This is a genomic window from Sodalis ligni, from assembly GCF_016865525.2.
Taxonomy (GTDB): domain Bacteria; phylum Pseudomonadota; class Gammaproteobacteria; order Enterobacterales; family Enterobacteriaceae; genus Acerihabitans; species Acerihabitans ligni.
This window is the reverse complement of the sequence record NZ_CP075169.1, coordinates 421,699-446,795: the sequence shown is the minus strand read 5'-3', so window position 1 is coordinate 446,795 and position 25,097 is coordinate 421,699. Positions and strand designations below refer to the sequence as shown.

Genomic DNA, 25,097 nt, shown 5'->3' with positions numbered 1-25,097 from the left:
ACACGGACGGCTAAGGGAAGGAGGGTTTTGCATGACCGCGCCGGACCGGGGCGGGTAGCGCAAGCTGGCCGGCACGGGAACGAGCAAAGCGCAGCGACTGCGAGCCGTGACGGGCAGACGCAGCCGGGCGGGCATGTAGCCTTGAAGCGGAGGCCGTCAGGCCGACAGCCCCTTTGTCGTTGACCTGGATGTTTGCTGAGGATGGGCACCGGCGTTGACGCCGCCAGGGACGGCGGCCCCACCGGCGGGGCTAAGGGGATAACCGAGGTTTGCAGCAGAGGGCAAGCCGGGCAACGGCGCCGCCCTGTGCGTCACGCCGGGCTAAGGGGCCGATACCGGCGGCCAGCCGCGTTGCGTGGTTGAGGCAGTAGCGAAGCGCCCCAGGCTTATCGGCGCAGCTATAACGTTTGTTACGCGTTGGCCCCGTTCAGGGGCTTTCGCGTAACGCAACGTTATGGTTAATGACGACCGGCCGGCAACGGCTCCGGCATAACGCACCCAGCCCAGTGCCGGCCGGGCGGCATTGACCGCCGGAGCACGGTCGGTCAGGGGCAAGAGGTGCGCCAGGAGGGCGCGCCTCTTGCCTGTCAACCTACACCGGCGGACTGCTAGGGAGCGAGCTAACTTTTAAGCTCATCCGATGACCATGAGCCCAGACCGTCGATATCACGAGAGCCATGCAGGACGCGCTCGATAAGCACCTCATCGTCTCGTGTGTCGTATATCAGGACATAGCGTCCGTAAGTGCAGCTTCTCCGGCTTTTTCCTAACTCTGGGCGTTCGCGGTAGATACAGGGATTTTCACCTATCAGCTTACATTGCTCGAGCAGCTCATGGGTAAAGCTGAACGCCCGTGTTGGGTTATCCTGCGCGATGTAATCGCCTATCGCGGCGATATCTTGCCCCGCCAACGGGGATATTCTTAGTCTCATTGCGCTTTATTATCTTCCATCATGCGCCGATATTTTTGCAGCAAGGGGCCGAACACCTCTTCTACCGTTTTGCCCTCACCGCTGTTCGCGCCCAGCTCTACCGCTGCACGTAACGCGTCGAGTTTCTGTTGTTGTTCATGCTCTTCCAGCGAACGCAAGCCGGCGCGGATGACTTCGCTGACATTGTTATAACGGCCACTGTCGATTTGCGCGCGGATAAACTCTTCGAAGTGAGGACTCAGCGCGATACTGGTTGTCATGGTTGCCTCCAGACTCAAGATATTATCTATTACTATCTGTTAGTATCTTTGGTGTTTTGTTTAGCGTCAACCCCCCTCATGGGTGTTTCATCTTCTGCCATCAAGTCGGCCAGCAGTCCGGTGTCTTCATCGTCGCCACCGTCCGGCCCTTCGCTCTGCGTCTGCTCTGCCGGATGCGTCGACGCATGCACCGCCGACAGCGCCTTGATGCTCACCTGCGTGTAGATTTGCGTACTCTCCAGGCTGGCGTGGCCCAGCATCGCCTGTATCCAGCGCACGTCCGCGCCGTTTTCCAGCATTTGCGTGGCCATCGCGTGGCGGAACAGGTGGCAACTGCCCCACCGGGCGACACCGGACGTTTTGATGTAGCGGCCCACCACATAGCTGATACCGTTGACCGTTAAGCCTTCCACGCCGTCCAGCGCCACGAACAGCGCGGTGATGGCCGGATTGATGACAAGCGCCGGGCGCACCTGTTGCTTGTAGTGCTCTACCCAACGCAGCGCCCGTTCTCCTATCGGGATAACCCGGTCTTTTTTGCCCTTGCCCTGGCGTACCGTCACCGTTTTACGGCTCCCGTCCACGCTGTAGAGGTCAAGCCTGGCCACTTCAGCGCGCCTAAGCCCCGTCGACCACAGCAGCTCCATCAGCGCCCGGTCGCGTTGACCTTGTGGCGTCTCCAGGTCCGGCAGGCTCAGCACCCGCTCCACATCCTCCACGCTCAGGATATGGCGCGGCAGGTGCTTTTCCAGCTTCGGCAGCTCCAGGTCGGCGGCCGGATTGGCCAGTATCAGGTTGTGTTTGCTCATCCAGCGGAACCACACCTTCAACGGCTCCAGCTGGCTGCGCTGGGTGCGCGAACTCAGCGGCTCGCCGTTGGTCTTGCGGTACTGGTACAGATGACGCTGGTAACGCTCCAGGATGGGCCGGGTAATGTCAGCGCCGTGATGCAGTCCGCGCTCGACGGCCCATAGGATGAAGTGATACTGGTGATGGGTCTGCGTCTTGAGCGTGGTCTCCGACCAGTTGCGCTCCCGCCGCCACGCCACGAACCGCAACAGCAGCGCATACAGGCTCTTGGGGTCGTCGGCCGGGCCGATGGGTTGGCGGTAGATGTCGTCGACGCTCAGCAACGCGCCGGGGCGGGGTTTGCGGTTAGCCATGGGTCACCTCCGTCACGCCGCTCGACAGGGCGGCATGGGCCGCTGCACCGTTATTTTTTTCTCTTATTACCGCGTTGGGCTCAAGGCCGTCCGGCTTCTCCGCCGAGCCTTGCCCAGCCTGGGCTGATGCCGCTTTTTCATTGCCCGACCGACCGCCGACCGTACCCCGACCGCAGGCCGACCGGTCAGCGTCAGACCCCGACCGGTTCACATTGCCTGCCATCGTGACCGGCCTGTCAGGCAAGGCGTCCGCGTCCAGCAACCCGCTCAGATGGGGGCTGTCGTTCTCCTCGCCATCCCACAGCAAGCCGTATTCATAGGTCAGCCCGCGCCGGAACAGCAGCAGGTATTCCATTTCCAGCAGCCGGGCAAGGTGGATTTTCAGCTGCGTATCGCCCCAGCCCAGCGCCGCGCGGACATCGCGCCGGGTAAAGCGCAGCTCGTCTGTTTTCAGCGCCTGACCTTGCGCCTGTTCGCTCACCCAGCCCTTCAGCCACACCAGTAACCGGCGCGTCTGCGGCGGCATCTCATCCAGCGTCCTGCCCAGCACCTCGTGCGCTAGCCGGTTAGCCAACGCGATATCCTCCGCCGTCACCTCGATATATTCGATAACCTGCCCGCGATGCTCGACCTTTTTTACCGCCCGCTGGTACTGGTGCAGCAGCGTGATGCTCTGGATTAAGGTCAGGTATTTCATATGGTCGCGCCGGGTGCGGGTTTTATCTGACAGGAACGTCAGCCGGTCGGCATAGGGATTCACGACCTTTAGCGGGCGCAACAGCCGCTGGGCGTTTTGGTGCAACTGTGTCAGATAACCTTTTTCACTCTCGCCCAACAAGCCCGCCAGCGTCTGTTTATGCCGCTGAAGCGCCTGTATCGCCTGCGTCTGCTCGCGTGATTCGTTCACCGTCAGCACCAGGCAGCGATTGAGCAGCTCTTCGTCCACATCTATCGCCGTGGTGGTCAGCATCAGCATCACCGGCCCTTTGACGCGGTATTCACGCGTCACCAGTTCGCCGCTCTGCTCGTTCTTGCCGGTACTGGCGATATTCAGCTCGCCGTCCGATTGTAAGAGCTTCAGCGCATAGGCAGCCTGCCTGACCCCTTCTTCTTCGGCTATCGCCAGGATTTTATGTTGCAGGCTGTTCTCCCCCAGGTAATACAGGCTCTGGCCGGTCATCGCGCTGTACTGCACCCGCTCTTCCGGCGGCATCAGGTTCAGCACCGCGTCCATCAGCGAAGATTTCCCTGCCGCGCTCGAAGACTGGATAAGCACCGCCAGCGGGCTGGCCAGCTTGCGCGAAGTGGCCGCCAGATAGCCGGTCAGCAGATTGGTGGCTTCACCCACCACGCCGCAGGCGGCCAGGTCATTGACGATACGCTCCGCCAGGTCGGGGATTTGAGCAAGACCAGGGCGGCTTTTCATCTTCCGCCGAGACCGTGGCAACCGATGCGCCCTCAGTCTCTGCCGCCGCCTGCCGGGTCTCATCCTGCTTTTGCTCCAGCATCAGCAACACCCGGCCGCATTCGCGCTTGATGACCGACGTTTCACACCCCAGCTCGCCGGCAGCGACGGTGATATAGCCCTGGCGTTGTTTGGCGTGGTACATGTCCAGGCTGTCCACATGGAAGGCTCCGCTGGTCTCATCGCGCACCTGCACATTGACCTTCATTACCTCGGCCAGCGCGTTCTTCCGCCAGCCCGCACCCGCCACACTCGCGGGCCGCAGCGTAACAACAGCTCACCGGCGGACGTGGTTTCATAGGGATGTCAGGCGCGGCGGGGCCGGCTGCATGCCCGGCAAGGCGGCTAAAGAAGAAGGGTTACTGCCGGTAAGCACCGTGCCTGTCGCAACGCCCGCGCCGCTGTCCATCCGCACCGCTTGTTCTACCGCCATGTTCATCGTGCCGGGCGTATTGCCGCTTCTGAGCGCGTATTCGTTCGCATCCATCCCCGCCGGGAACCGGATACGCCATGCCTCGATCCCAGCGTCGTGAAGCTTACCGGCCACCGCCTCCGCCCCCGATCCCCGGCCTCGTCACGATCGAAGGCGATCAGCACCCGCTTCACCCCGTGATATTGCAACGCCGCCAGATGGCCCGCCGTGAAGCCGTTGCAGCCGAACGCCGCGATCACGTTGCGGTAGCCCGCGCACCAGAAGGTCATGGCGTCAAGAAGCGCTTCGCACAAGATAACCTCGGCAGCCCCTTTCAGCGCCGGCTCGTTCCAGACGCCCGTCAACGGCGACGGCAGATAAAGATGCCGGGGCGATCCCTTCTTGATCTGGCTGTCAACCAAGGTTCTGCGCCCGTAAAGCTGCTGTATCCGGCCACGCGCCGCCGGATCGTAACTCTCCGACCAGCCCGTCACCGGCACCACCAGGCAGCCGCGGAAGTGATCCTGACGGGTGCTTTCACGCAGCACGCCCAAGGCGGTAAGCCGGGAACGCAGCCGCTTGCCTTCATTGGCATGAGTGGACGGCAGGACGCCTGCCACGCCGTGCGCCCCGGCGAACCCCAACCGGAAGTGACTGACCAGCTCAGGATGGTTCAGCCCGCGTTTGCTCAGCCACTGCACCGCCTCCGGCGACTGGAGCAGGTTGCGGTGGTAAAAGTCCACCGTCTGGCTCAGCAGCGCCTGGCCGTCATCATCCAGATCGGCCAGCGGCGGATGCGCCACCTTCGCCGGTTCGTACACCGGATCCAGCACCCGCCCCGGTACGCTGCCCGCATAGCGCCGCAACCACGCCACCGCCGCCGGCAGCGGCAACCGTTCCGTGTGCATCACCCAGTCCAGCACCGACCCGCCGCCGCGCAGCCGAAGCAGTGGAACAGGTTTTTCGGGCTGATGACGCAGGATGGGGTGTTCTCCTGATGGAACGGGCACAGCAACACGAAGTCCCTGCCTTGCTTGTGCGTTTTATGGCCCTGCGATTCCGCCAGACCCAGCAGGCAGATCTTCTGCTTGAGTTCATCCAGTTCTTCCTTGGGGATGCGGGCCATCGCGTTACTCCTGTAAAAACCTGTCAAGACTAATATAGTGTACTTTTATGGTACACTATAATATACTTTAGTCAAGTCAGCTTAACCGAGGGGGTTACTATCATGGACAACGTTCATTACTGGTTAATCATCATGAGTTTCTCCCAGCGCATTGTCACGTTGCGTAAGCAGCGCGGACTCACGCAACAAGGCCTGTCCGACGCGACCGGCATTCATGTCCAGCAGATTAAGCGCTACGAAGCCGGTAGCTCTTTACCTACTGCCGATGCCCTCAAGAAGCTGGCGATTATCCTGCACGTCACGGCGGATTTTCTGTTGTTCGAACCCGGCGAGCGTGAGCCGGAAGATGATATGAAGCTACGTTTTGAGGCGGTGGCCGCCATGCCCGAGGAAGATCGTGAGGTGGCTAAAGCCGTACTCGATGCGATGATTGTGAAGAGTCAGGTTACCCAGACCGTGACGCGCGTTGGTAAAACAGCGGCTAAAGAGAAGAGCTAAGTTATTCAGCGCGGGGCGGAGGTGTTACGAGCACCTCAACCCCGCTGACCACAAGCAACTAATGAGGATAGTTACCATGGCTAAGCACGATTGTAAGTCAGAAACAGGTATTTCCAAAGCACAGCGACGGCTGAAGGTCGGGTATATCAGTGTCCGGCACGAGACGCGGGCGACCCGGATGACAACCTATTACAGCCGCAGCCCCAGTCTGCATCTCAAGGGCCAGTGGCTTATGGAGGCGGGGTTTCCCACCGATCAAGCCGTACGGGTGATGGTGGAACCGGGAAGATTGGTGATAGTGACTGAGGCGGAGTAACGGGCTGGCCTGTAAGATAAAATCCCGGCTTGGGGGCCGGGATTTAAAGGAAAATCGCAAATTTCTAGGATTCATCAATAATATTATTTAGCCCAATGCCTATAGTAAGAAGTAGCAGAACAAATTAATAAACTAACAGAGTCAAAAACCCCTAACATTGAAAATCTTCGCAATAATTATCCCACCACCCGCCACGGAACCGCCATAGACACCAACTTTAACGGCTAACATTATATAATCCCCATCCAATTCATAAATACCTGTAATTATCCCATTAAAAATACAAAACCCAGTAGACTAATAACGCTTATTATAATCATCCCAATAACAAATGCACAAAATATAAATATACATTGTGGTAATAAGACATTGTACTGAGAATATTTATTCATCGTTTTGAGTCTTCAGCTTCTCAACGCGCTTTTCTAGTATCTTAGTACCAATTTCCGTAGCTGCTGATGATCCAACGTTGCCTGCTACTCCAGGAATTTTGCTCGGGGACATCTCCTTAGAGATTCCCATTAATCCTTAACTTCTCTGTACTTGAGATGGTTAGGATCAAATTTCGGGTTCCAACCCTTGGTTGCATATTTACCGATAGCGTTAGATCCCAATATTGCGCCTTTACCGATACCGTATCCTCCTACGGCACCCAACCCACTAGTTATAGCCCCAGTTAACGGGTCATCCCCTTTAATAGCATTTGACGCCGCACCGCCAACCGCATTCACCCCCACCGTTACCCCAAAACCAGATGTAGCCGTTAAACCACCGACCCAACCTGCAATTAGCGCATCGGTGTAACTAACTTCACCATCCACAGCATATTGTATTGCGGCATTCGCACCACTGCCGATGCCGGCAGCAACCTGCGCTCCACCGGGCAACATGGCCAGACCGATTGTCCCCGCCAGATGAGCCGACACCTTGGCATTTCCTTGCGCGATATCCCCGGCCAGTTGGGCCTTACATTCCGTATCGCAGTCCGGTATCTCACCCAGCCACAGTCCAAGCCCGGAACCCGCTGCCGCCCCGCCCAGTGAGTTATTCTCCACAACAACGTCACCTGATGTAAGCCCTCTCATCGAACGTCATTTTTCGTTGTGCTATCAGCTCGTTAGACGGCGTTTTCTCCAGTGTCCTTTACCCTGTCGGACCGAAGGCCCCGACGCGCCTTTTTCGCCTGTTTACGCGCCGTTGCCAGAGCAGCGTATCAACGCTTTTCTCTCAGGTTCTTATACGAAGCGGTTTTTACATCGCGGCGGTGAGGCGGGGCGCAGCTTGCCTGCGGCCCGGCGAACCGTCTGCCGGGCGTGGGCTGGCGAAGCCCGCAAGCGACGTTGCGCGGCGCTTTGAGACACGGACGGCTAAGGGAAGGAGGGTTTGCATGACCGCGCCGGACCGGGGCGGGTAGCGCAAGCTGGCCGGCACGGGAACGAGCAGAGCGCAGCGACTGCGAGCCGTGACGGGCAGACGCAGCCGGGCGGGCATGTAGCCTTGAAGCGGAGGCCGTCAGGCCGACAGCCCCTTTGTCGTTGACCTGGATGTTTGCTGAGGATGGGCACCGGCGTTGACGCCGCCAGGGACGGCGGCCCCACCGGCGGGGCTAAGGGGATAACCGAGGTTTGCAGCAGAGGGCAAGCCGGGCAACGGCGCCGCCCTGTGCGTCACGCCGGGCTAAGGGGCCGATACCGGCGGCCAGCCGCGTTGCGTGGTTGAGGCAGTAGCGAAGCGCCCCAGGCTTATCGGCGCAGCTATAACGTTTGTTACGCGTTGGCCCCGTTCAGGGGCTTTCGCGTAACGCAACGTTATGGTTAATGACGACCGGCCGGCAACGGCTCCGGCATAACGCACCCAGCCCAGTGCCGGCCGGGCGGCATTGACCGCCGGAGCACGGTCGGTCAGGGGCAAGAGGTGCGCCAGGAGGGCGCGCCTCTTGCCTGTCAACCTACACCGGCGGACTGCTAGGGAGCGAGCTAACTTTTAAGCTCATCCGATGACCATGAGCCCAGACCGTCGATATCACGAGAGCCATGCAGGACGCGCTCGATAAGCACCTCATCGTCTCGTGTGTCGTATATCAGGACATAGCGTCCGTAAGTGCAGCTTCTCCGGCTTTTTCCTAACTCTGGGCGTTCGCGGTAGATACAGGGATTTTCACCTATCAGCTTACATTGCTCGAGCAGCTCATGGGTAAAGCTGAACGCCCGTGTTGGGTTATCCTGCGCGATGTAATCGCCTATCGCGGCGATATCTTGCCCCGCCAACGGGGATATTCTTAGTCTCATTGCGCTTTATTATCTTCCATCATGCGCCGATATTTTTGCAGCAAGGGGCCGAACACCTCTTCTACCGTTTTGCCCTCACCGCTGTTCGCGCCCAGCTCTACCGCTGCACGTAACGCGTCGAGTTTCTGTTGTTGTTCATGCTCTTCCAGCGAACGCAAGCCGGCGCGGATGACTTCGCTGACATTGTTATAACGGCCACTGTCGATTTGCGCGCGGATAAACTCTTCGAAGTGAGGACTCAGCGCGATACTGGTTGTCATGGTTGCCTCCAGACTCAAGATATTATCTATTACTATCTGTTAGTATCTTTGGTGTTTTGTTTAGCGTCAACCCCCCTCATGGGTGTTTCATCTTCTGCCATCAAGTCGGCCAGCAGTCCGGTGTCTTCATCGTCGCCACCGTCCGGCCCTTCGCTCTGCGTCTGCTCTGCCGGATGCGTCGACGCATGCACCGCCGACAGCGCCTTGATGCTCACCTGCGTGTAGATTTGCGTACTCTCCAGGCTGGCGTGGCCCAGCATCGCCTGTATCCAGCGCACGTCCGCGCCGTTTTCCAGCATTTGCGTGGCCATCGCGTGGCGGAACAGGTGGCAACTGCCCCACCGGGCGACACCGGACGTTTTGATGTAGCGGCCCACCACATAGCTGATACCGTTGACCGTTAAGCCTTCCACGCCGTCCAGCGCCACGAACAGCGCGGTGATGGCCGGATTGATGACAAGCGCCGGGCGCACCTGTTGCTTGTAGTGCTCTACCCAACGCAGCGCCCGTTCTCCTATCGGGATAACCCGGTCTTTTTTGCCCTTGCCCTGGCGTACCGTCACCGTTTTACGGCTCCCGTCCACGCTGTAGAGGTCAAGCCTGGCCACTTCAGCGCGCCTAAGCCCCGTCGACCACAGCAGCTCCATCAGCGCCCGGTCGCGTTGACCTTGTGGCGTCTCCAGGTCCGGCAGGCTCAGCACCCGCTCCACATCCTCCACGCTCAGGATATGGCGCGGCAGGTGCTTTTCCAGCTTCGGCAGCTCCAGGTCGGCGGCCGGATTGGCCAGTATCAGGTTGTGTTTGCTCATCCAGCGGAACCACACCTTCAACGGCTCCAGCTGGCTGCGCTGGGTGCGCGAACTCAGCGGCTCGCCGTTGGTCTTGCGGTACTGGTACAGATGACGCTGGTAACGCTCCAGGATGGGCCGGGTAATGTCAGCGCCGTGATGCAGTCCGCGCTCGACGGCCCATAGGATGAAGTGATACTGGTGATGGGTCTGCGTCTTGAGCGTGGTCTCCGACCAGTTGCGCTCCCGCCGCCACGCCACGAACCGCAACAGCAGCGCATACAGGCTCTTGGGGTCGTCGGCCGGGCCGATGGGTTGGCGGTAGATGTCGTCGACGCTCAGCAACGCGCCGGGGCGGGGTTTGCGGTTAGCCATGGGTCACCTCCGTCACGCCGCTCGACAGGGCGGCATGGGCCGCTGCACCGTTATTTTTTTCTCTTATTACCGCGTTGGGCTCAAGGCCGTCCGGCTTCTCCGCCGAGCCTTGCCCAGCCTGGGCTGATGCCGCTTTTTCATTGCCCGACCGACCGCCGACCGTACCCCGACCGCAGGCCGACCGGTCAGCGTCAGACCCCGACCGGTTCACATTGCCTGCCATCGTGACCGGCCTGTCAGGCAAGGCGTCCGCGTCCAGCAACCCGCTCAGATGGGGGCTGTCGTTCTCCTCGCCATCCCACAGCAAGCCGTATTCATAGGTCAGCCCGCGCCGGAACAGCAGCAGGTATTCCATTTCCAGCAGCCGGGCAAGGTGGATTTTCAGCTGCGTATCGCCCCAGCCCAGCGCCGCGCGGACATCGCGCCGGGTAAAGCGCAGCTCGTCTGTTTTCAGCGCCTGACCTTGCGCCTGTTCGCTCACCCAGCCCTTCAGCCACACCAGTAACCGGCGCGTCTGCGGCGGCATCTCATCCAGCGTCCTGCCCAGCACCTCGTGCGCTAGCCGGTTAGCCAACGCGATATCCTCCGCCGTCACCTCGATATATTCGATAACCTGCCCGCGATGCTCGACCTTTTTTACCGCCCGCTGGTACTGGTGCAGCAGCGTGATGCTCTGGATTAAGGTCAGGTATTTCATATGGTCGCGCCGGGTGCGGGTTTTATCTGACAGGAACGTCAGCCGGTCGGCATAGGGATTCACGACCTTTAGCGGGCGCAACAGCCGCTGGGCGTTTTGGTGCAACTGTGTCAGATAACCTTTTTCACTCTCGCCCAACAAGCCCGCCAGCGTCTGTTTATGCCGCTGAAGCGCCTGTATCGCCTGCGTCTGCTCGCGTGATTCGTTCACCGTCAGCACCAGGCAGCGATTGAGCAGCTCTTCGTCCACATCTATCGCCGTGGTGGTCAGCATCAGCATCACCGGCCCTTTGACGCGGTATTCACGCGTCACCAGTTCGCCGCTCTGCTCGTTCTTGCCGGTACTGGCGATATTCAGCTCGCCGTCCGATTGTAAGAGCTTCAGCGCATAGGCAGCCTGCCTGACCCCTTCTTCTTCGGCTATCGCCAGGATTTTATGTTGCAGGCTGTTCTCCCCCAGGTAATACAGGCTCTGGCCGGTCATCGCGCTGTACTGCACCCGCTCTTCCGGCGGCATCAGGTTCAGCACCGCGTCCATCAGCGAAGATTTCCCTGCCGCGCTCGAAGACTGGATAAGCACCGCCAGCGGGCTGGCCAGCTTGCGCGAAGTGGCCGCCAGATAGCCGGTCAGCAGATTGGTGGCTTCACCCACCACGCCGCAGGCGGCCAGGTCATTGACGATACGCTCCGCCAGGTCGGGGGATTTGAGCAAGACCAGGGCGGCTTTTTCATCTTCCGCCGAGACCGTGGCAACCGATGCGCCCTCAGTCTCTGCCGCCGCCTGCCGGGTCTCATCCTGCTTTTGCTCCAGCATCAGCAACACCCGGCCGCATTCGCGCTTGATGACCGACGTTTCACACCCCAGCTCGCCGGCAGCGACGGTGATATAGCCCTGGCGTTGTTTGGCGTGGTACATGTCCAGGCTGTCCACATGGAAGGCTCCGCTGGTCTCATCGCGCACCTGCACATTGACCTTCATTACCTCGGCCAGCGCGTTCTTCCGCCAGCCCCGCACCCGCCACACTCGCGGGCCGCAGCGTAACAACAGCTCACCGGCGGACGTGGTTTCATAGGGGATGTCAGGCGCGGCGGGGGCCGGCTGCATGCCCGGCAAGGCGGCTAAAGAAGAAGGGTTACTGCCGGTAAGCACCGTGCCTGTCGCAACGCCCGCGCCGCTGTCCATCCGCACCGCTTGTTCTACCGCCATGTTCATCGTGCCGGGCGTATTGCCGCTTCTGAGCGCGTATTCGTTCGCATCCATCCCCGCCGGGAACCGGATACGCCATGCCTCGATCCCAGCGTCGTGAAGCTTACCGGCCACCGCCTCCGCCCCCCGATCCCCGGCCTCGTCACGATCGAAGGCGATCAGCACCCGCTTCACCCCGTGATATTGCAACGCCGCCAGATGGCCCGCCGTGAAGCCGTTGCAGCCGAACGCCGCGATCACGTTGCGGTAGCCCGCGCACCAGAAGGTCATGGCGTCAAGAAGCGCTTCGCACAAGATAACCTCGGCAGCCCCTTTCAGCGCCGGCTCGTTCCAGACGCCCGTCAACGGCGACGGCAGATAAAGATGCCGGGGCGATCCCTTCTTGATCTGGCTGTCAACCAAGGTTCTGCGCCCGTAAAGCTGCTGTATCCGGCCACGCGCCGCCGGATCGTAACTCTCCGACCAGCCCGTCACCGGCACCACCAGGCAGCCGCGGAAGTGATCCTGACGGGTGCTTTCACGCAGCACGCCCAACGCGGTAAGCCGGGAACGCAGCCGCTTGCCTTCATTGGCATGAGTGGACGGCAGGACGCCTGCCACGCCGTGCGCCCCGGCGAACCCCAACCGGAAGTGACTGACCAGCTCAGGATGGTTCAGCCCGCGTTTGCTCAGCNACTGCACCGCCTCCGGCGACTGGAGCAGGTTGCGGTGGTAAAAGTCCACCGTCTGGCTCAGCAGCGCCTGGCCGTCATCATCCAGATCGGCCAGCGGCGGATGCGCCACCTTCGCCGGTTCGTACACCGGATCCAGCACCCGCCCCGGTACGCTGCCCGCATAGCGCCGCAACCACGCCACCGCCGCCGGCAGCGGCAACCGTTCCGTGTGCATCACCCAGTCCAGCACCGACCCCGCCGCCGCGCAGCCGAAGCAGTGGAACAGGTTTTTTTTCGGGCTGATGACGCAGGATGGGGTGTTCTCCTGATGGAACGGGCACAGCAACACGAAGTCCCTGCCTTGCTTGTGCGTTTTATGGCCCTGCGATTCCGCCAGACCCAGCAGGCAGATCTTCTGCTTGAGTTCATCCAGTTCTTCCTTGGGGATGCGGGCCATCGCGTTACTCCTGTAAAAACCTGTCAAGACTAATATAGTGTACTTTTATGGTACACTATAATATACTTTAGTCAAGTCAGCTTAACCGAGGGGGTTACTATCATGGACAACGTTCATTACTGGTTAATCATCATGAGTTTCTCCCAGCGCATTGTCACGTTGCGTAAGCAGCGCGGACTCACGCAACAAGGCCTGTCCGACGCGACCGGCATTCATGTCCAGCAGATTAAGCGCTACGAAGCCGGTAGCTCTTTACCTACTGCCGATGCCCTCAAGAAGCTGGCGATTATCCTGCACGTCACGGCGGATTTTCTGTTGTTCGAACCCGGCGAGCGTGAGCCGGAAGATGATATGAAGCTACGTTTTGAGGCGGTGGCCGCCATGCCCGAGGAAGATCGTGAGGTGGCTAAAGCCGTACTCGATGCGATGATTGTGAAGAGTCAGGTTACCCAGACCGTGACGCGCGTTGGTAAAACAGCGGCTAAAGAGAAGAGCTNNGTTATTCAGCGCGGGGCGGAGGTGTTACGAGCACCTCAACCCCGCTGACCACAAGCAACTAATGAGGATAGTTACCATGGCTAAGCACGATTGTAAGTCAGAAACAGGTATTTCCAAAGCACAGCGACGGCTGAAGGTCGGGTATATCAGTGTCCGGCACGAGACGCGGGCGACCCGGATGACAACCTATTACAGCCGCAGCCCCAGTCTGCATCTCAAGGGCCAGTGGCTTATGGAGGCGGGGTTTCCCACCGATCAAGCCGTACGGGTGATGGTGGAACCGGGAAGATTGGTGATAGTGACTGAGGCGGAGTAACGGGCTGGCCTGTAAGATAAAATCCCGGCTTGGGGGCCGGGATTTAAAGGAAAATCGCAAATTTCTAGGATTCATCAATAATATTATTTAGCCCAATGCCTATAGTAAGAAGTAGCAGAACAAATTAATAAACTAACAGAGTCAAAACCCTAACATTGAAAATCTTCGCAATAATTATCCCACCACCCGCCACGGAACCGCCATAGACACCAACTTTAACGGCTAACATTATATAATCCCCATCCAATTCATAAATACCTGTAATTATCCCATTAAAAAATACAAAACCCAGTAGACTAATAACGCTTATTATAATCATCCCAATAACAAATGCACAAAATATAAATATACATTGTGGTAATAAGACATTGTACTGAGAATATTTATTCATCGTTTTGAGTCTTCAGCTTCTCAACGCGCTTTTCTAGTATCTTAGTACCAATTTCCGTAGCTGCTGATGATCCAACGTTGCCTGCTACTCCAGGAATTTTGCTCGGGGACATCTCCTTAGAGATTCCCATTAATCCCTTAACTTCTCTGTACTTGAGATGGTTAGGATCAAATTTCGGGTTCCAACCCTTGGTTGCATATTTACCGATAGCGTTAGATCCCAATATTGCGCCTTTACCGATACCGTATCCTCCTACGGCACCCAACCCACTAGTTATAGCCCCAGTTAACGGGTCATCCCCTTTAATAGCATTTGACGCCGCACCGCCAACCGCATTCACCCCCACCGTTACCCCAAAACCAGATGTAGCCGTTAAACCACCGACCCAACCTGCAATTAGCGCATCGGTGTAACTAACTTCACCATCCACAGCATATTGTATTGCGGCATTCGCACCACTGCCGATGCCGGCAGCAACCTGCGCTCCACCGGGCAACATGGCCAGACCGATTGTCCCCGCCAGATGAGCCGACACCTTGGCATTTCCTTGCGCGATATCCCCGGCCAGTTGGGCCTTACATTCCGTATCGCAGTCCGGTATCTCACCCAGCCACAGTCCAAGCCCGGAACCCGCTGCCGCCCCGCCCAGTGAGTTATTCTCCACCGCATTCTTCCCTGCCTGCGCTCCGGCCACCACATCTCCCCCGCCTTTCCCTGTCAATCCGCCGGCCAAGCCGCCTACCATGCTGCTCCAGGCGCTGACCGTCTCCTTTTGCTTTTCCGTCAACTGTCCCGGTTCGATGCCCGGATACAGATAGTGGGTTATTCCCTTGGCCGCCACCTCGGCGCTTAACGCCCCCGCGCCGCCCGCAAGGGCGCTGTGGCCTTGCAGATGCGACAGCATGGCGCCCGCCACCGCATGGGCGGTGATACGCGCCGTGTCGGTGTCGAAACGCTCTTTTATCTCCGTGGCCACATACGGCGCCGCCAGTCCGGCGAGCGCCTGGCCCGGATTACCGCCCGCCAGTCCCTGCGCCGCCGCAACCACCGCCGTGAGCGCCTTGAGGTTGCCGCCGCCGGTGCCGAATCCCGATTCCGACAATGCCTGATTATAGGCATTGCCACGGATATAGTCCTTGATTTGCTTATCCGTTGGGGTTTCGTTGGGGTTTTTACCCTTTGCCAGCGCATCACGGGCATCCTGACGGTCCGCCTCGCTGATGTTTTCCGCCCTTTTGTTGGCGACGTTGAGAGCGCCGATGGCCGCCTCGCTGCGCACGATATCTATCAGCTGATTGCCGATATCCCCCAGCAGCGCGGCCTGTTGCAGCCGCTCCTGCTCTTTGGTTTTATCAAATATCGGGCTTAAAGTCTCGTGGGCGTGCTCCGCATCCCGGCTCAGGGCAGCGATATCCTGTCTTTGCTCCGCCTGATTGCGGATAAGCAGGCTGCCGGGGCTGAACGCCGCCCTGGTGGTATTGCTGCTATGGCCCGAGCGGTTAACCCCCGACAGCAGGCCGTTGGCCAGGTTGCCGGTGAACTGGCCGCCGATGGGGCCGCCGCTGCTCAAGCCGATGCTTTGGTGTTCGGCGCTGAACTCAGCCTCATTGTGAATATCGCTGAAGCCCAGGGTGCCGGTGTCCAGCCGGTTTTTACTTGCGTCGGCGGCGCTGGCGATAACCGCCCCGTCCAGTTGGGTGTGTTCGCCCACTCGGATATCCGCCCCGCCTTGGCCGGCAAAAAGACCCGTCTGTTCCTGCACCGCGCTGTAGTTGCTGCGTAGCTTGTCCCGGCTGACGTTGACGCTGGCCGAGCCGGTCATGGAGCCGAAGGTGAAGCTACCGCCGGCGCTGACGTTCTGCTGTTTAGCATCGTAGTCATTGCTGTCCTGCCGGCTTTGCAACAGCAAATGGCGGCCGATATCGGCTTTCACCGTTTCCCCCTTGACCTGCGCGCCGGACAGGATGGCGTCGCGTCCGCTTTCAAGGCGGACCTGCCGTCCCGCATCCAGCAGGGCGTTGGTATGGAAGGTGCCGTTGCCTTTCTCGCTGCCTTTGCCTTTGTTGATACCGGCAAACACGCTGATGCCGAAGCCGCCCTGGCCGACGCCGATGCCCACCCCCACCGAGCCGCCCTGGCTGCTGTTGCTGCCCTCGGTTTTTTCCCGGCTCAGGGCGGAAAGCAGATGGATATCCTGCTTGGCCTTGAAGCTGATATCGCTGCCCGCCTTAAGCTGACCGCCCTGTAAAATGATATCGCCCCCGCCGCCCCGGCCGGTGGCGGTGACGGTCATTGCGCCGCCGGCGCTAAGACTGCTGCCCTGGGCCATGCGCTGTTCATGGCGTTGTTCGGATCTGGCGCTCTGGCTGCCGTAAGAGAGGCTGACGCCGATGGTGTTGTTGTTTTCCGGTGAATCGCCCTGGGCCGCCGCTATGCGTCCGGCCTGTACCGCCTGTGCGCCGCTCAGCGCCGCCTTGGCGCGCTGCAGGGCCGCCAGGCGGGAGTTATCGGTTTTTTCCGCCTGCTGTGCGCTTTCCACTGCGCTGTTGATGGCGCTGCCCACCGTGCCGGAGAGCGCCAGGGTGAAGCCGCTTTTTTTCTGTTCCATGGTTTGATGCTGGATAATGCTGTTTTCAGCGGCGGTAAGATCGACGTCAGCACCGCTGAGAGCCATGCCGTTACCGGCGATCAGTTCACTGCCGTGGACGGTTAGCCGCCCGCCCGCGCTCAGCGTGGCGCTTCCTTCGGCGCTGCCCGCCAGGGTGCCTTTTTGCTGGTGGAGGAGGGTATCATCGGTGAGTGTCAGGCTTTCAGAACCCACGGTGAAACCGATGCCGCCGCTGCCCATCAGGCCTGAGCTCTGCTCCTGCCTGAAGTGATTTTCATGATGAGTTTCCAGGGCTGTGGTCAGGGTCAGGTTGTTGCCGGCCGTTAAAGCGATATCTTGGGTGCCGGCGATGCCGCCGCCGGTAACCGTCAGGTCGCGGCCGGCATTAAGGCTGATCTCATCTCCGCTAAGCAAGGTGCCAAGGGCCTGTCGGCTATGGACTTCGTCATGGGTTTCCAGGGACATGGACGACAGCATGCCGCTGCTGCTTTGTTTCATATGTTCGACAACCGAGGTAGCCGCCCGGCCCGCCGACAGGGTGATATCCCGCCCCGCATCCAGATCCAGCCGCTGCGCGGCGTCGATATTGGCCGCGCTGGCGCTGACATCCCGTCCCGCCGACAGGGCAAGGCCACCGCCGCTGGTGATACGGGTACCCGCGTCTGTCCGCTGGCTTTCCAGCCGATAATTGTCCTGGTCCCAATACGCCTTGTCGGTATTGGCGGTGCGCAGCGTATACAGTTTGAGATCATTGCCCGCCGTGATCTCAGTGCGCCCGCTTTCGCCCTGGTTGGCGATATCGGCGGCGGTGAGGGTGATATTGTTCAAGGCTTTGAGTTCAAGCGCGCCGCCCGGATTTTGTACGTAGATGCCCGCTGTTCGATCCAGCCAGCGATTGTCCTGCTCGCCGCGCGCCGTGGACTGGATGCGGATATCCTGTCCGGCCAGCAGCGAGAGCCTGTCGCCGCCGAACAGGCGTCCGCCGGTCTGATTGATATCCTTCCTAGCCTGTACGTCAATGTCTTTGGCCGCCATCTGTCCGCTGAGGGAAACGTTTTCCGCGGACACTTTCAGGGTTTCACGAGCGGTGATGCCGCCGCTGTTGTCCAGGTTGCCGGCCACCTCCAGCTTGATGTCCTGGCCGGAGAACAGTGCGCCGTCGCCGGACAGATCGCCTTTGCCCACTCTGGCGTAGACCTGGGGCACCAGCACCCGCTGTGTGCTGCCGTCCTTCAAGGTAACATCCTGATTTATCAGCCACACCATATCAGTGGTGAGCAACGCCATCTGGCTGGGACTGAGCATGACCCCCGGCGTCAGATTAAAAGCCTTGCCATATTGCACACCGGCGTTCATCAGTGCTTTAAACTGTTCGTTATCGTTGGTGTGACCGTCGAGATACCGCTGGCCGGTGAGGTTAAGCACCTGATCCCGCACCAGGCGTTGCTCGTAAAAGCCGTCGCCGAGGCGTTTATGGGTATAGTTATGATCAAATTTCATTTTTTGCTGCATATAATCCAGGCCGATCCACTGCTTGTACTGGGTGTATCGAGGATTGGTTTCAACCAGATAAGGGTTGGCCGGACCGGGGTGCTGGCTAAACAGGCTGCTGGCAGGCAGACGGACCTCCGGCACCATAACGCGCACCGCCGGCGTCCAGGTATTGCCGGCAGTTAACACCGGTGGCAAGGGATTCTCATAAAACTCGCCGACTGCCAAATCCAGCGGGCGGAAAAACAGCTGCTCCGGACCCTCCGGCGGGATTGGCGCCTTAAAGGGCGAGTGATTCCAATGCTCGGTAAATGACTCTTCGTCGTTATGGCGAATGCGCCCGAACAGGCCGCTAAGCGCTGGGCGGGTCTCAGGTGAGCCGGAATCGCTACGGGTGTTCTCCTTCCAGGCAGCGGTTTTTAAGTCGATGGTTTCCCTGATGGGGATGGGACGATATCTGCTGCCGTCCCTACCTTGGGACGTTTTGGTGCCACCCATCTTTTTCTTATGTTTTTTTGCATACCAGCGCGTTTGCCTGCCAAGATCCTGAGTGATCCGTTCGCCTTGAGCCGATTCATTGCGCAGATCGCCGATTTTGGCGTCTATGACACCACCGGCGCTCACCTGGCTGTCGCGATTGATAAAGGATTCGGCATCTACGGTAAGCAGGCCGCCGGCCAGGATTTTCGCCGGATTGCTTTCCTGTACGGCATCTTCGGTAATATGGCGGGTATAGCGGTATTCATAAAAGTTATTGTTGTGGCTGCCATCAGGCATATAGGCTTCGTGAACCCCGTAGGCTTCTTTTTTCCGCCTGACGTTGTTCCAGTCGTAGCGGGTAGTCTTGCCCTTTAATACCGCTTCATGGCGGTTTTCTTTGCTGGAAACCCTGGTCAGGACCATACCGCCGTTGCTGTTGGTGATTTCACGGGCGGCTATGGTCATATCGCCGTCAGCGTTTATCTCGGCGTCATGATTAACCAGGCTGCCGGCCCGGCCCGTTGCTTTTCCATCGGCATCCAGTCCGCCGCCGATGGACATATTGCCGTTGCTGAGAATCAGTGCCTTATCGCGATTGTCGATATGGCCGGCGCCGATATCCAGGCGTTCACGGGCGGCGATAACGCCTGCCTGGCCTTCCTGGGCGTGATTTTCCAGACGATCGGTTCGCAGGGCGACATGATCGCCGAAAATGCGCCCGCTACCGACGTTGGAAAGCGCTTTAGCTTCAAGACGCAATGTATCGGCGTCAATCAGGCCAACATTATCAAGTCCGTCGCGCAGCGTAAGGTGCAGGTCGGCGGCGGTGATTTCTGCCGCCGATGCATTGACCAGGGATTGCGCGTTGAGCTGGCCTTTAGCGGTGTTAATCAGCCCGCTGTTTTCCAGTCCGTCCCGCAGCGTGAGTAACAAAGCTTTGGCGTGGATTTGCGCCGCCGTGGCGTTGTTCAGGAATGCTGCATTGAGCCGAGTGGTGCCGGCGTTGATCACGCCGCCGTTATCCAGGCCGCTTTGTAAAGTGAGCCGCAGCTCATCGGCTTTAAGGGTCGCCCCTGCCGCATTGTTTAAGGATTGGGCGCTAAGCTCCCCTGTACCGATCTCGATTTGACCATGGTTGCTCAGCGTACCGGGCAGGGTGAGCTGCAAATCACCGGCCTTGAGGTGCGCCGATGTGTTATTCATCAATGTGGCGGCGTCGAGGAATGATATCCCGCCGGCGGTTAAGAGATGATCATTGCGGATACTGCCCGCTGTATTCAGCGTCAAATTGCCGCCGGCATTTATCTCGCCGGTAAGGTGGAAATCGTTTTGCAGCCCGATAACCAAATCCCCTATCGAGCTGATTCGACCGCCACCCGTCAGGCGGCGCAGGAGGTAGAAACCCTGTTCCTCGGCAATCATTTCTCCGCCGTCATTGTCCGCTTCCAGCCGATGTCCCAAAACATCATCCCCAAGCTTGATTTTTTTGGCGGACAGCTGTCCCTGACGGTTGTCCAGCGTCTCGGTGAGGGTGACCTCAAGCTGTTCCCCGCCTTTGAGCGAGCCTTTTGCATTATCCAGCCGCCGGGCGTTGATGTGCATTCGTGGGGCCTGAATGCCCAGTTGGTCCCGGCGGGTATTCGTATTAATCACCTCGTCGGCACGGATGGCTAGCTGGTTGCCGCCCTGAATCGTTCCCGCGTCGTTGTCCAGCCGTTCGCCAATCAGCAGGGTTGCCTTGTCCACCACGTAAATCCGGCCGTTCCGGTTATCAAGGGCGGAGGCTTTCACCTGCAGGGTATTTAAAGACGTTAGCGTACCTTGCCGGTTGTCAAAGCCCATTGCGCCGGTGTCGATATCCAGATGCCGATTGCCCTGGATACTGCCGCCGGCATTGATAAAAGCGCCAACCAGGGTCGGATTGGCGTTGATAAGATGGGTGTCTCCCAGGGAAAAAAGCTTTCCGCCGCTGTTGTCCAGTGCATTGGTTTTCAAGGTGAGGTCGCCGTCAGCACGGATCTCGCCCTTGCTATTGTCCAGCTCTATGGCGCTGTTTATGACCGCAAAGCCGGAGGAGTGTATCTCACCGGCATAGTTGTACAGTGTGCCGATACCCAGCGTGACGCCGGCGGCATGTAACTCGCCATGGGTGTTGTCCAGCCGCTCCGTGGCATCCACTACCGCGGCGCCCAAGGTATGAATTTTACCGGCATGGTTGTCCAGCGTTCCGGCATGTATCTTCAGGTTGCCGCTGACGTCTATCAAGCCCTGAGTGTTATCCAGGGATCGGGCTTTTATCTCGCCATCGCCTTTCGTAACTATCCGGCCTTCGGCGCTATTATCCAGCGTCCCGGCATTGATCTTGACGCGATCCGGTGCCTGAATGACGCCACCCTGGTTGGCAAGCGTTGAAACGGCCACCGAGGCATTCCCTTCAGAAAGCAGCTTGCCTTTTTGGTTGTCAATAGTCTTCGCCATCACCGACGCGTTTCCCGCCGCTTGTATCATGCCGTCCGTATTGGCCAGGCGTCCGGTGACCACCGTGACATTGCCTGCGGTCTGTATCATGCCGCCGGCATTATTCAGCGTGACGGCAATATCGGGAGATACGACGTCCTGTGGGCTATCGCCATCAATTACCTGGTTATTCTGAATACCGCCATTGCGCACCCCGGAACCCGAAGGCTGAGGGGCTGAGCTATCGGACGGGGATTGAATCGCCAAGATCAAATCCTGGGATCCGGTTTGGTGAATGACGCCCTTTTTATTGCTCAGGGTGGCGGTGGTGAGGGTTATCTCTTGGGCGACCAGGTTGCCGTTCTCACTATTGATTCCCTGAGGAGAGTTAATCGTGAGCGAGCCACCCGGGGCATGGACGACGGCGCCGGTCAGACGGGTCTCGCCCTGGGATGCGCTGAGATTTATCCGCGGCGCCGTTGTTTGGCTGCCTGACAAGTCGAGGGTCGAACCCGCCGCCGTCAGTGTCCCGCTAGTCCGATTGTCGCCGCCGAGGGTGATGGCGCCGGAAGCGGTCAGCAGCAGATGACCTGCCGGTGTTGCATTGCCCTGCTCATCCCGGCCGGCTTCCCAGACACTTCCTTTCCCGCTGCGCAGGCTGGCCGAGTTGGCGGAAATAGCGCCGCGGGCCGCTATGGTGCCGCTGCTGTTTAACTCACCGGCCACCTGCAGAACGACATCGCCTTGGGATGACATGCGCCCCGGATTATGCACGTCGTCCACCACGGTGATATGCAGATCGGACGCGCTGGAGATCGAGCCGCTGTTTTCCAGCCGGCCTGCTATCGTGAGGGTAATTTCACCGACGCCGGCGCCGATATGGCCGGCATTGCGCACCCCCAGACCGTGTTCATTGCCCACCAACTGTATTTTACGGGCGTACATGCCCCCCAGCGCCGCCACATCCAGGGCATAGCGGGAAGGGGACTCGTTATCCGCTTTCTTGTGGGTGACGTTGCCCCGGCTGTCCGTTACATTGCGTCCGGTGGTGAGGGTCAGCTCGCCGGCCTGAACCTCGACGTTGACCCGCACGGCACGGGCTATGAGCAAAGCGTGATTGGTGTTGAGGTTGACGTTGCGGCCTTCAAACACGATCTCGCCGCGTTCAACATCAAAGCCTTTTAGCCGGCCGTCCTGCACCAGCGCCTGGGCGGCGGCCAGGGTGGCGTTATGGGCGTTGATAAACCCACAGCCGTCGCAGGTGATGCCTGAGGGATTGGCAATAATGACGTCCGCGCGGCGGCCGGCCACTTCGATAGCACCGTTTAGGTGGCTTCCGTGGGGGGAATTCACCTCATTGAGTATCACGCTGGCCTCGCCACGGGCCAGGGATGAATTGCCGTCCACTAGAGCGCCGAGCTGCGTTTGCGTATGTTCCCGGCTGTTATTAAGGATCACACCGGACGGATCCACATCAAATTGGCTGAAAGAATTATGGGAAAGTCCGTGTTCGTTGGGCGTTTGGATATCGATTTGCGGAATGCCGTTGGCGGTTTGGGTGATATTGGGCTGTTGATCTCCGGGAGCATGGGGGTCGACGGCGAAGCCGGCCCGGGCGGAAAATGAAATGCCCCCGAAAGCCATCAGCAAACAAAAGTTCAGCGTCGCCAGCCGGCAGGGGCGACCCGCCTTCGGTAGTATCCGCCCAGGTTGGCCCCGCCCTGAGCATACATGACCGGCGCAAGCGATATCCGCCACCACCATCAGCATGCCGCGCGCCTGGTTAAAAATGATTCGATACAGATTTTTGTTCATTGCGTCTTCCTGGTTTCCTTGCCGACCCAATACCGCGTTCATGTAATTTGCGGGATTAACAATCGATGATTCAGTGCTGCCAAATCAGATTGAACCCGAAGGCGAGCCCGTCGGTTCCCAATCCGTCCGGTTTCGACAGGGGGATGCCGGTGAACACATCGTAAGAAAGCCCGGCGGCGGGCCAGGCGCCGCGCAACCCGGTTACGCCCCCCGCCAGGCGCCGGCCGGGGGACTTAAGATCGATTCTTCCGTGCAATTCGCCGTAGTCGATACCTAGGTAGAGTTCCTGGCTCGGCACCGGGGTGCGCCAGGCGATATCGTTGCGCAGATACCAGCCGTTATCGGCACTGAGGGTGCGCTCGCCGTCAAAACCGCGCACCGTCCAGCGGTTGCCGATGGCGAATTGATCCGGCGGCGTCAGGAGCCTGTGGCTCAATTGGTGGCTGTATTGCGCCACGTAGCGAAAACGTTCACTCCCCAGGGAGAAGGGTGCATTGAGCAGAGCGGACCAGCGGGTGATTTTCCCCAGCGCGGTGCCTGTGCCGGTGAGTTCTTCATTGGCGGGTTCAGCGCCGAACCAGCGGGTGCCCTGCTGATAGCTCAATCCCGCGTCCAGAGTTGCCGCGCCGATATGGTGGCGATGGGATAATCCCATCCGCCAGGCGCTGGTGTGTCGTGTTTCGTTACTTAGCTTGTTGTTATTGAAATAATTTCGGCTCTTACGCGCCATGACGTCATAGGACAGCGAAGTTTTATAGCTGGCGCCGCGGTGCACCACCCGTTTTACCTGCGCCGACAGATTGCCGCTGTTGCCCTGATAGCGTTTCTGATGCAGGCTGCCGGTTACGATTTCCGTCGCGTTCTGGGTATAGTCATAATGGCCGCCGTTGATACTGAACAGCCAATAGCCGAACGGCACCGAATAATGGGCGCCATAGGTTTTAATTTGTTTTTTACCGGCGAAACCTAAATCCCGGCCCAGGGTGGCGTAAAACAAATCGCTGAAGGACAATGGATTATCCAGAGCCAGCATCAGGCCGCTTTGGTAGCGTCCGGTGGCCCGGGTGCCCCCGTCGTCCAGCCAGGTTCCCAGACGGTAGTAGCTCGATTGGCTGCGGTGGATACGGATGTCGCTTTCACCGGCAAGCTGTCCAGGATTAAGCTCGACAACGGCTTTTACCGTGGGCAACCGTTGCATATTTTCCAGGCCCTGTTCGATATCCCGCAGGTCTAAGAGATCACCCTTGCGAGCCGGGACAGTATTTACTAAGGCGGCGTGACTTGAAGAATCATCGCTAAAGCGAACCTCACCCACCTGGCCGGGTAAGATCACCAATTTGAGATTCCCGCTGCGCAGATCCTGCTGTGGTGCCAATACGCGGGTAGTGATCCAGCCATGATCGGTCAGCCGGTTTTGCAGCGCGGCCATTAATTGATTGATCCCCTGGGTGCCGAGGCAATGGCCCTGTGCATGCCCGGTCAAATCCTTGAGCCGCAGCCAGCGCGGCAAGGCGTCGGTGCCTTCCACCGTGACGCGATGAATTATCTGGCAGGGAGATTCAGTGGGAAAAACCAGCGCCGAACGGTCCGGAGGTGGTGCGAAAAGCGTGATATCCGGCGCCTGCGGCGTTAATTGCCGTTCAAGGGCCTTTTGCTGCGCCTGCTGGTGCATATCTTGTCCGCCGCCCTGGCTGGCGGAGGCCTGAAAAGAGCAGAGCGGCGATAGCAGCATTGACCATAACAACATTGGCCTTAGCAGCACCGGCCATAACGACACCCTGGCCGGCACAGAATAACGGGCAGGCAAGAAATGATAATGCCGTCCTAGCATAGAAATATCCTTTGATTCCCTGGAAAAGATTATCGTCTCTCTTTACCTGATATTTGATTTAGCGGGAGATGATAAACAGTGCAATTGGTTTTATGAAAGTCATGAGATATCTAATATTATATTTATTAGAGCATCTTTTCTCATGGTATTTATTAATTTATGCAATATTGGCATTGAGTAATAAGCCTAAAATGATCTTTTACATTGTTAGCACCTCATATTAATAGAAATATTGACAACAGCTTTATTTATGGAACTTCATAACTATTATTATCAGTATTCTTATTTATCTTGATGGCCATGTTAACGGAGGT

At 58.8% G+C, this 25,097-nt stretch carries 13 protein-coding genes and 2 pseudogenes; 4 read left to right on the top strand and 11 right to left on the bottom strand.

The window, feature by feature from the left end:
* Positions 1–620 precede the first annotated feature (620 nt).
* The 4 genes and pseudogenes from GTU79_RS01950 to GTU79_RS01935 form a co-directional block, all read right to left on the bottom strand.
* Positions 621–932: a type II toxin-antitoxin system RelE/ParE family toxin gene (locus GTU79_RS01950; RefSeq protein ID WP_214513665.1), complete on the bottom strand. Its 312-nt coding sequence runs from the start codon at positions 930–932 to the stop codon at positions 621–623.
* The gene (locus GTU79_RS01945) at positions 929–1,192 is read right to left on the bottom strand and encodes a type II toxin-antitoxin system ParD family antitoxin (RefSeq protein ID WP_214513664.1); all 264 of its coding nucleotides are present in this window, start codon (positions 1,190–1,192) and stop codon (positions 929–931) included. Before GTU79_RS01945 ends, GTU79_RS01950 begins: the two co-directional genes overlap by 4 nt.
* A 32-nt stretch (positions 1,193–1,224) precedes the next feature.
* A complete protein-coding gene (gene xerC / locus GTU79_RS01940) occupies positions 1,225–2,355 on the bottom strand; it encodes a site-specific tyrosine recombinase XerC (protein ID WP_214513663.1) in 1,131 nt (376 codons plus the stop codon).
* Positions 2,348–5,358: pseudogene (locus tag GTU79_RS01935) on the bottom strand (CHC2 zinc finger domain-containing protein). The gene xerC (GTU79_RS01940) and the pseudogene GTU79_RS01935 overlap by 8 nt, the downstream one beginning before the upstream one ends.
* A gap of 132 nt (positions 5,359–5,490) precedes the next feature.
* Between GTU79_RS01935 and GTU79_RS01930 the strand changes: the two are divergent.
* Positions 5,491–5,856: a helix-turn-helix domain-containing protein gene (locus GTU79_RS01930; protein ID WP_338091487.1), complete on the top strand. Its 366-nt coding sequence runs from the start codon at positions 5,491–5,493 to the stop codon at positions 5,854–5,856.
* A 76-nt stretch (positions 5,857–5,932) separates the two neighbouring features.
* Entirely contained in the window at positions 5,933–6,172 is a 240-nt protein-coding gene (locus tag GTU79_RS01925) for a SymE family type I addiction module toxin (protein WP_214513660.1), read from the top strand.
* Between the two features lie 521 nt (positions 6,173–6,693).
* On the opposite strand, the gene GTU79_RS30025 is transcribed toward GTU79_RS01925, so the two are convergent.
* The 5 genes from GTU79_RS30025 to GTU79_RS01900 all read right to left on the bottom strand — a co-directional run bounded on the left by GTU79_RS30025 (position 6,694) and on the right by GTU79_RS01900 (position 12,896).
* Positions 6,694–7,227, bottom strand: a complete 534-nt coding sequence (locus GTU79_RS30025) for a hypothetical protein (RefSeq protein WP_253073474.1) — start codon at positions 7,225–7,227, stop codon at positions 6,694–6,696.
* Positions 7,228–8,148: 921 nt separating this feature from the next.
* Positions 8,149–8,460 (bottom strand): type II toxin-antitoxin system RelE/ParE family toxin, encoded by a 312-nt coding sequence (locus GTU79_RS01915; protein ID WP_214513665.1) that lies wholly within the window; start codon positions 8,458–8,460, stop codon positions 8,149–8,151.
* Complete coding sequence (locus tag GTU79_RS01910) at positions 8,457–8,720, bottom strand: type II toxin-antitoxin system ParD family antitoxin (protein ID WP_214513664.1); 264 nt, start codon at positions 8,718–8,720, stop codon at positions 8,457–8,459. Before GTU79_RS01910 ends, GTU79_RS01915 begins: the two co-directional genes overlap by 4 nt.
* A gap of 32 nt (positions 8,721–8,752) precedes the next feature.
* Complete coding sequence (xerC, locus tag GTU79_RS01905) at positions 8,753–9,883, bottom strand: site-specific tyrosine recombinase XerC (protein WP_214513663.1); 1,131 nt, start codon at positions 9,881–9,883, stop codon at positions 8,753–8,755.
* Entirely contained in the window at positions 9,876–12,896 is a 3,021-nt protein-coding gene (locus GTU79_RS01900) for a CHC2 zinc finger domain-containing protein (RefSeq protein WP_214513662.1), read from the bottom strand. The genes xerC (GTU79_RS01905) and GTU79_RS01900 overlap by 8 nt, the downstream gene beginning before the upstream one ends.
* A gap of 132 nt (positions 12,897–13,028) precedes the next feature.
* Between GTU79_RS01900 and GTU79_RS01895 the strand changes: the two are divergent.
* Both GTU79_RS01895 and GTU79_RS01890 read left to right on the top strand, forming a co-directional pair.
* Positions 13,029–13,361 (top strand): annotated as a pseudogene (locus GTU79_RS01895) (helix-turn-helix domain-containing protein); the annotation flags it as partial.
* 109 nt (positions 13,362–13,470) lie between these two features.
* Positions 13,471–13,710 carry a SymE family type I addiction module toxin gene (locus GTU79_RS01890; protein WP_214513660.1) on the top strand — a complete coding sequence of 80 codons (240 nt, stop codon included), beginning with the start codon at positions 13,471–13,473 and terminating at the stop codon, positions 13,708–13,710.
* Between the two features lie 383 nt (positions 13,711–14,093).
* Here the strand turns inward: GTU79_RS01890 and GTU79_RS01885 are convergent, their stop codons facing one another.
* Positions 14,094–22,952: a hemagglutinin repeat-containing protein gene (locus tag GTU79_RS01885; protein WP_214513659.1), complete on the bottom strand. Its 8,859-nt coding sequence runs from the start codon at positions 22,950–22,952 to the stop codon at positions 14,094–14,096.
* Between the two features lie 70 nt (positions 22,953–23,022).
* Positions 23,023–24,699 (bottom strand): ShlB/FhaC/HecB family hemolysin secretion/activation protein, encoded by a 1,677-nt coding sequence (locus GTU79_RS01880; RefSeq protein ID WP_203524533.1) that lies wholly within the window; start codon positions 24,697–24,699, stop codon positions 23,023–23,025.
* Between the last annotated feature and the right edge of the window lie 398 nt (positions 24,700–25,097).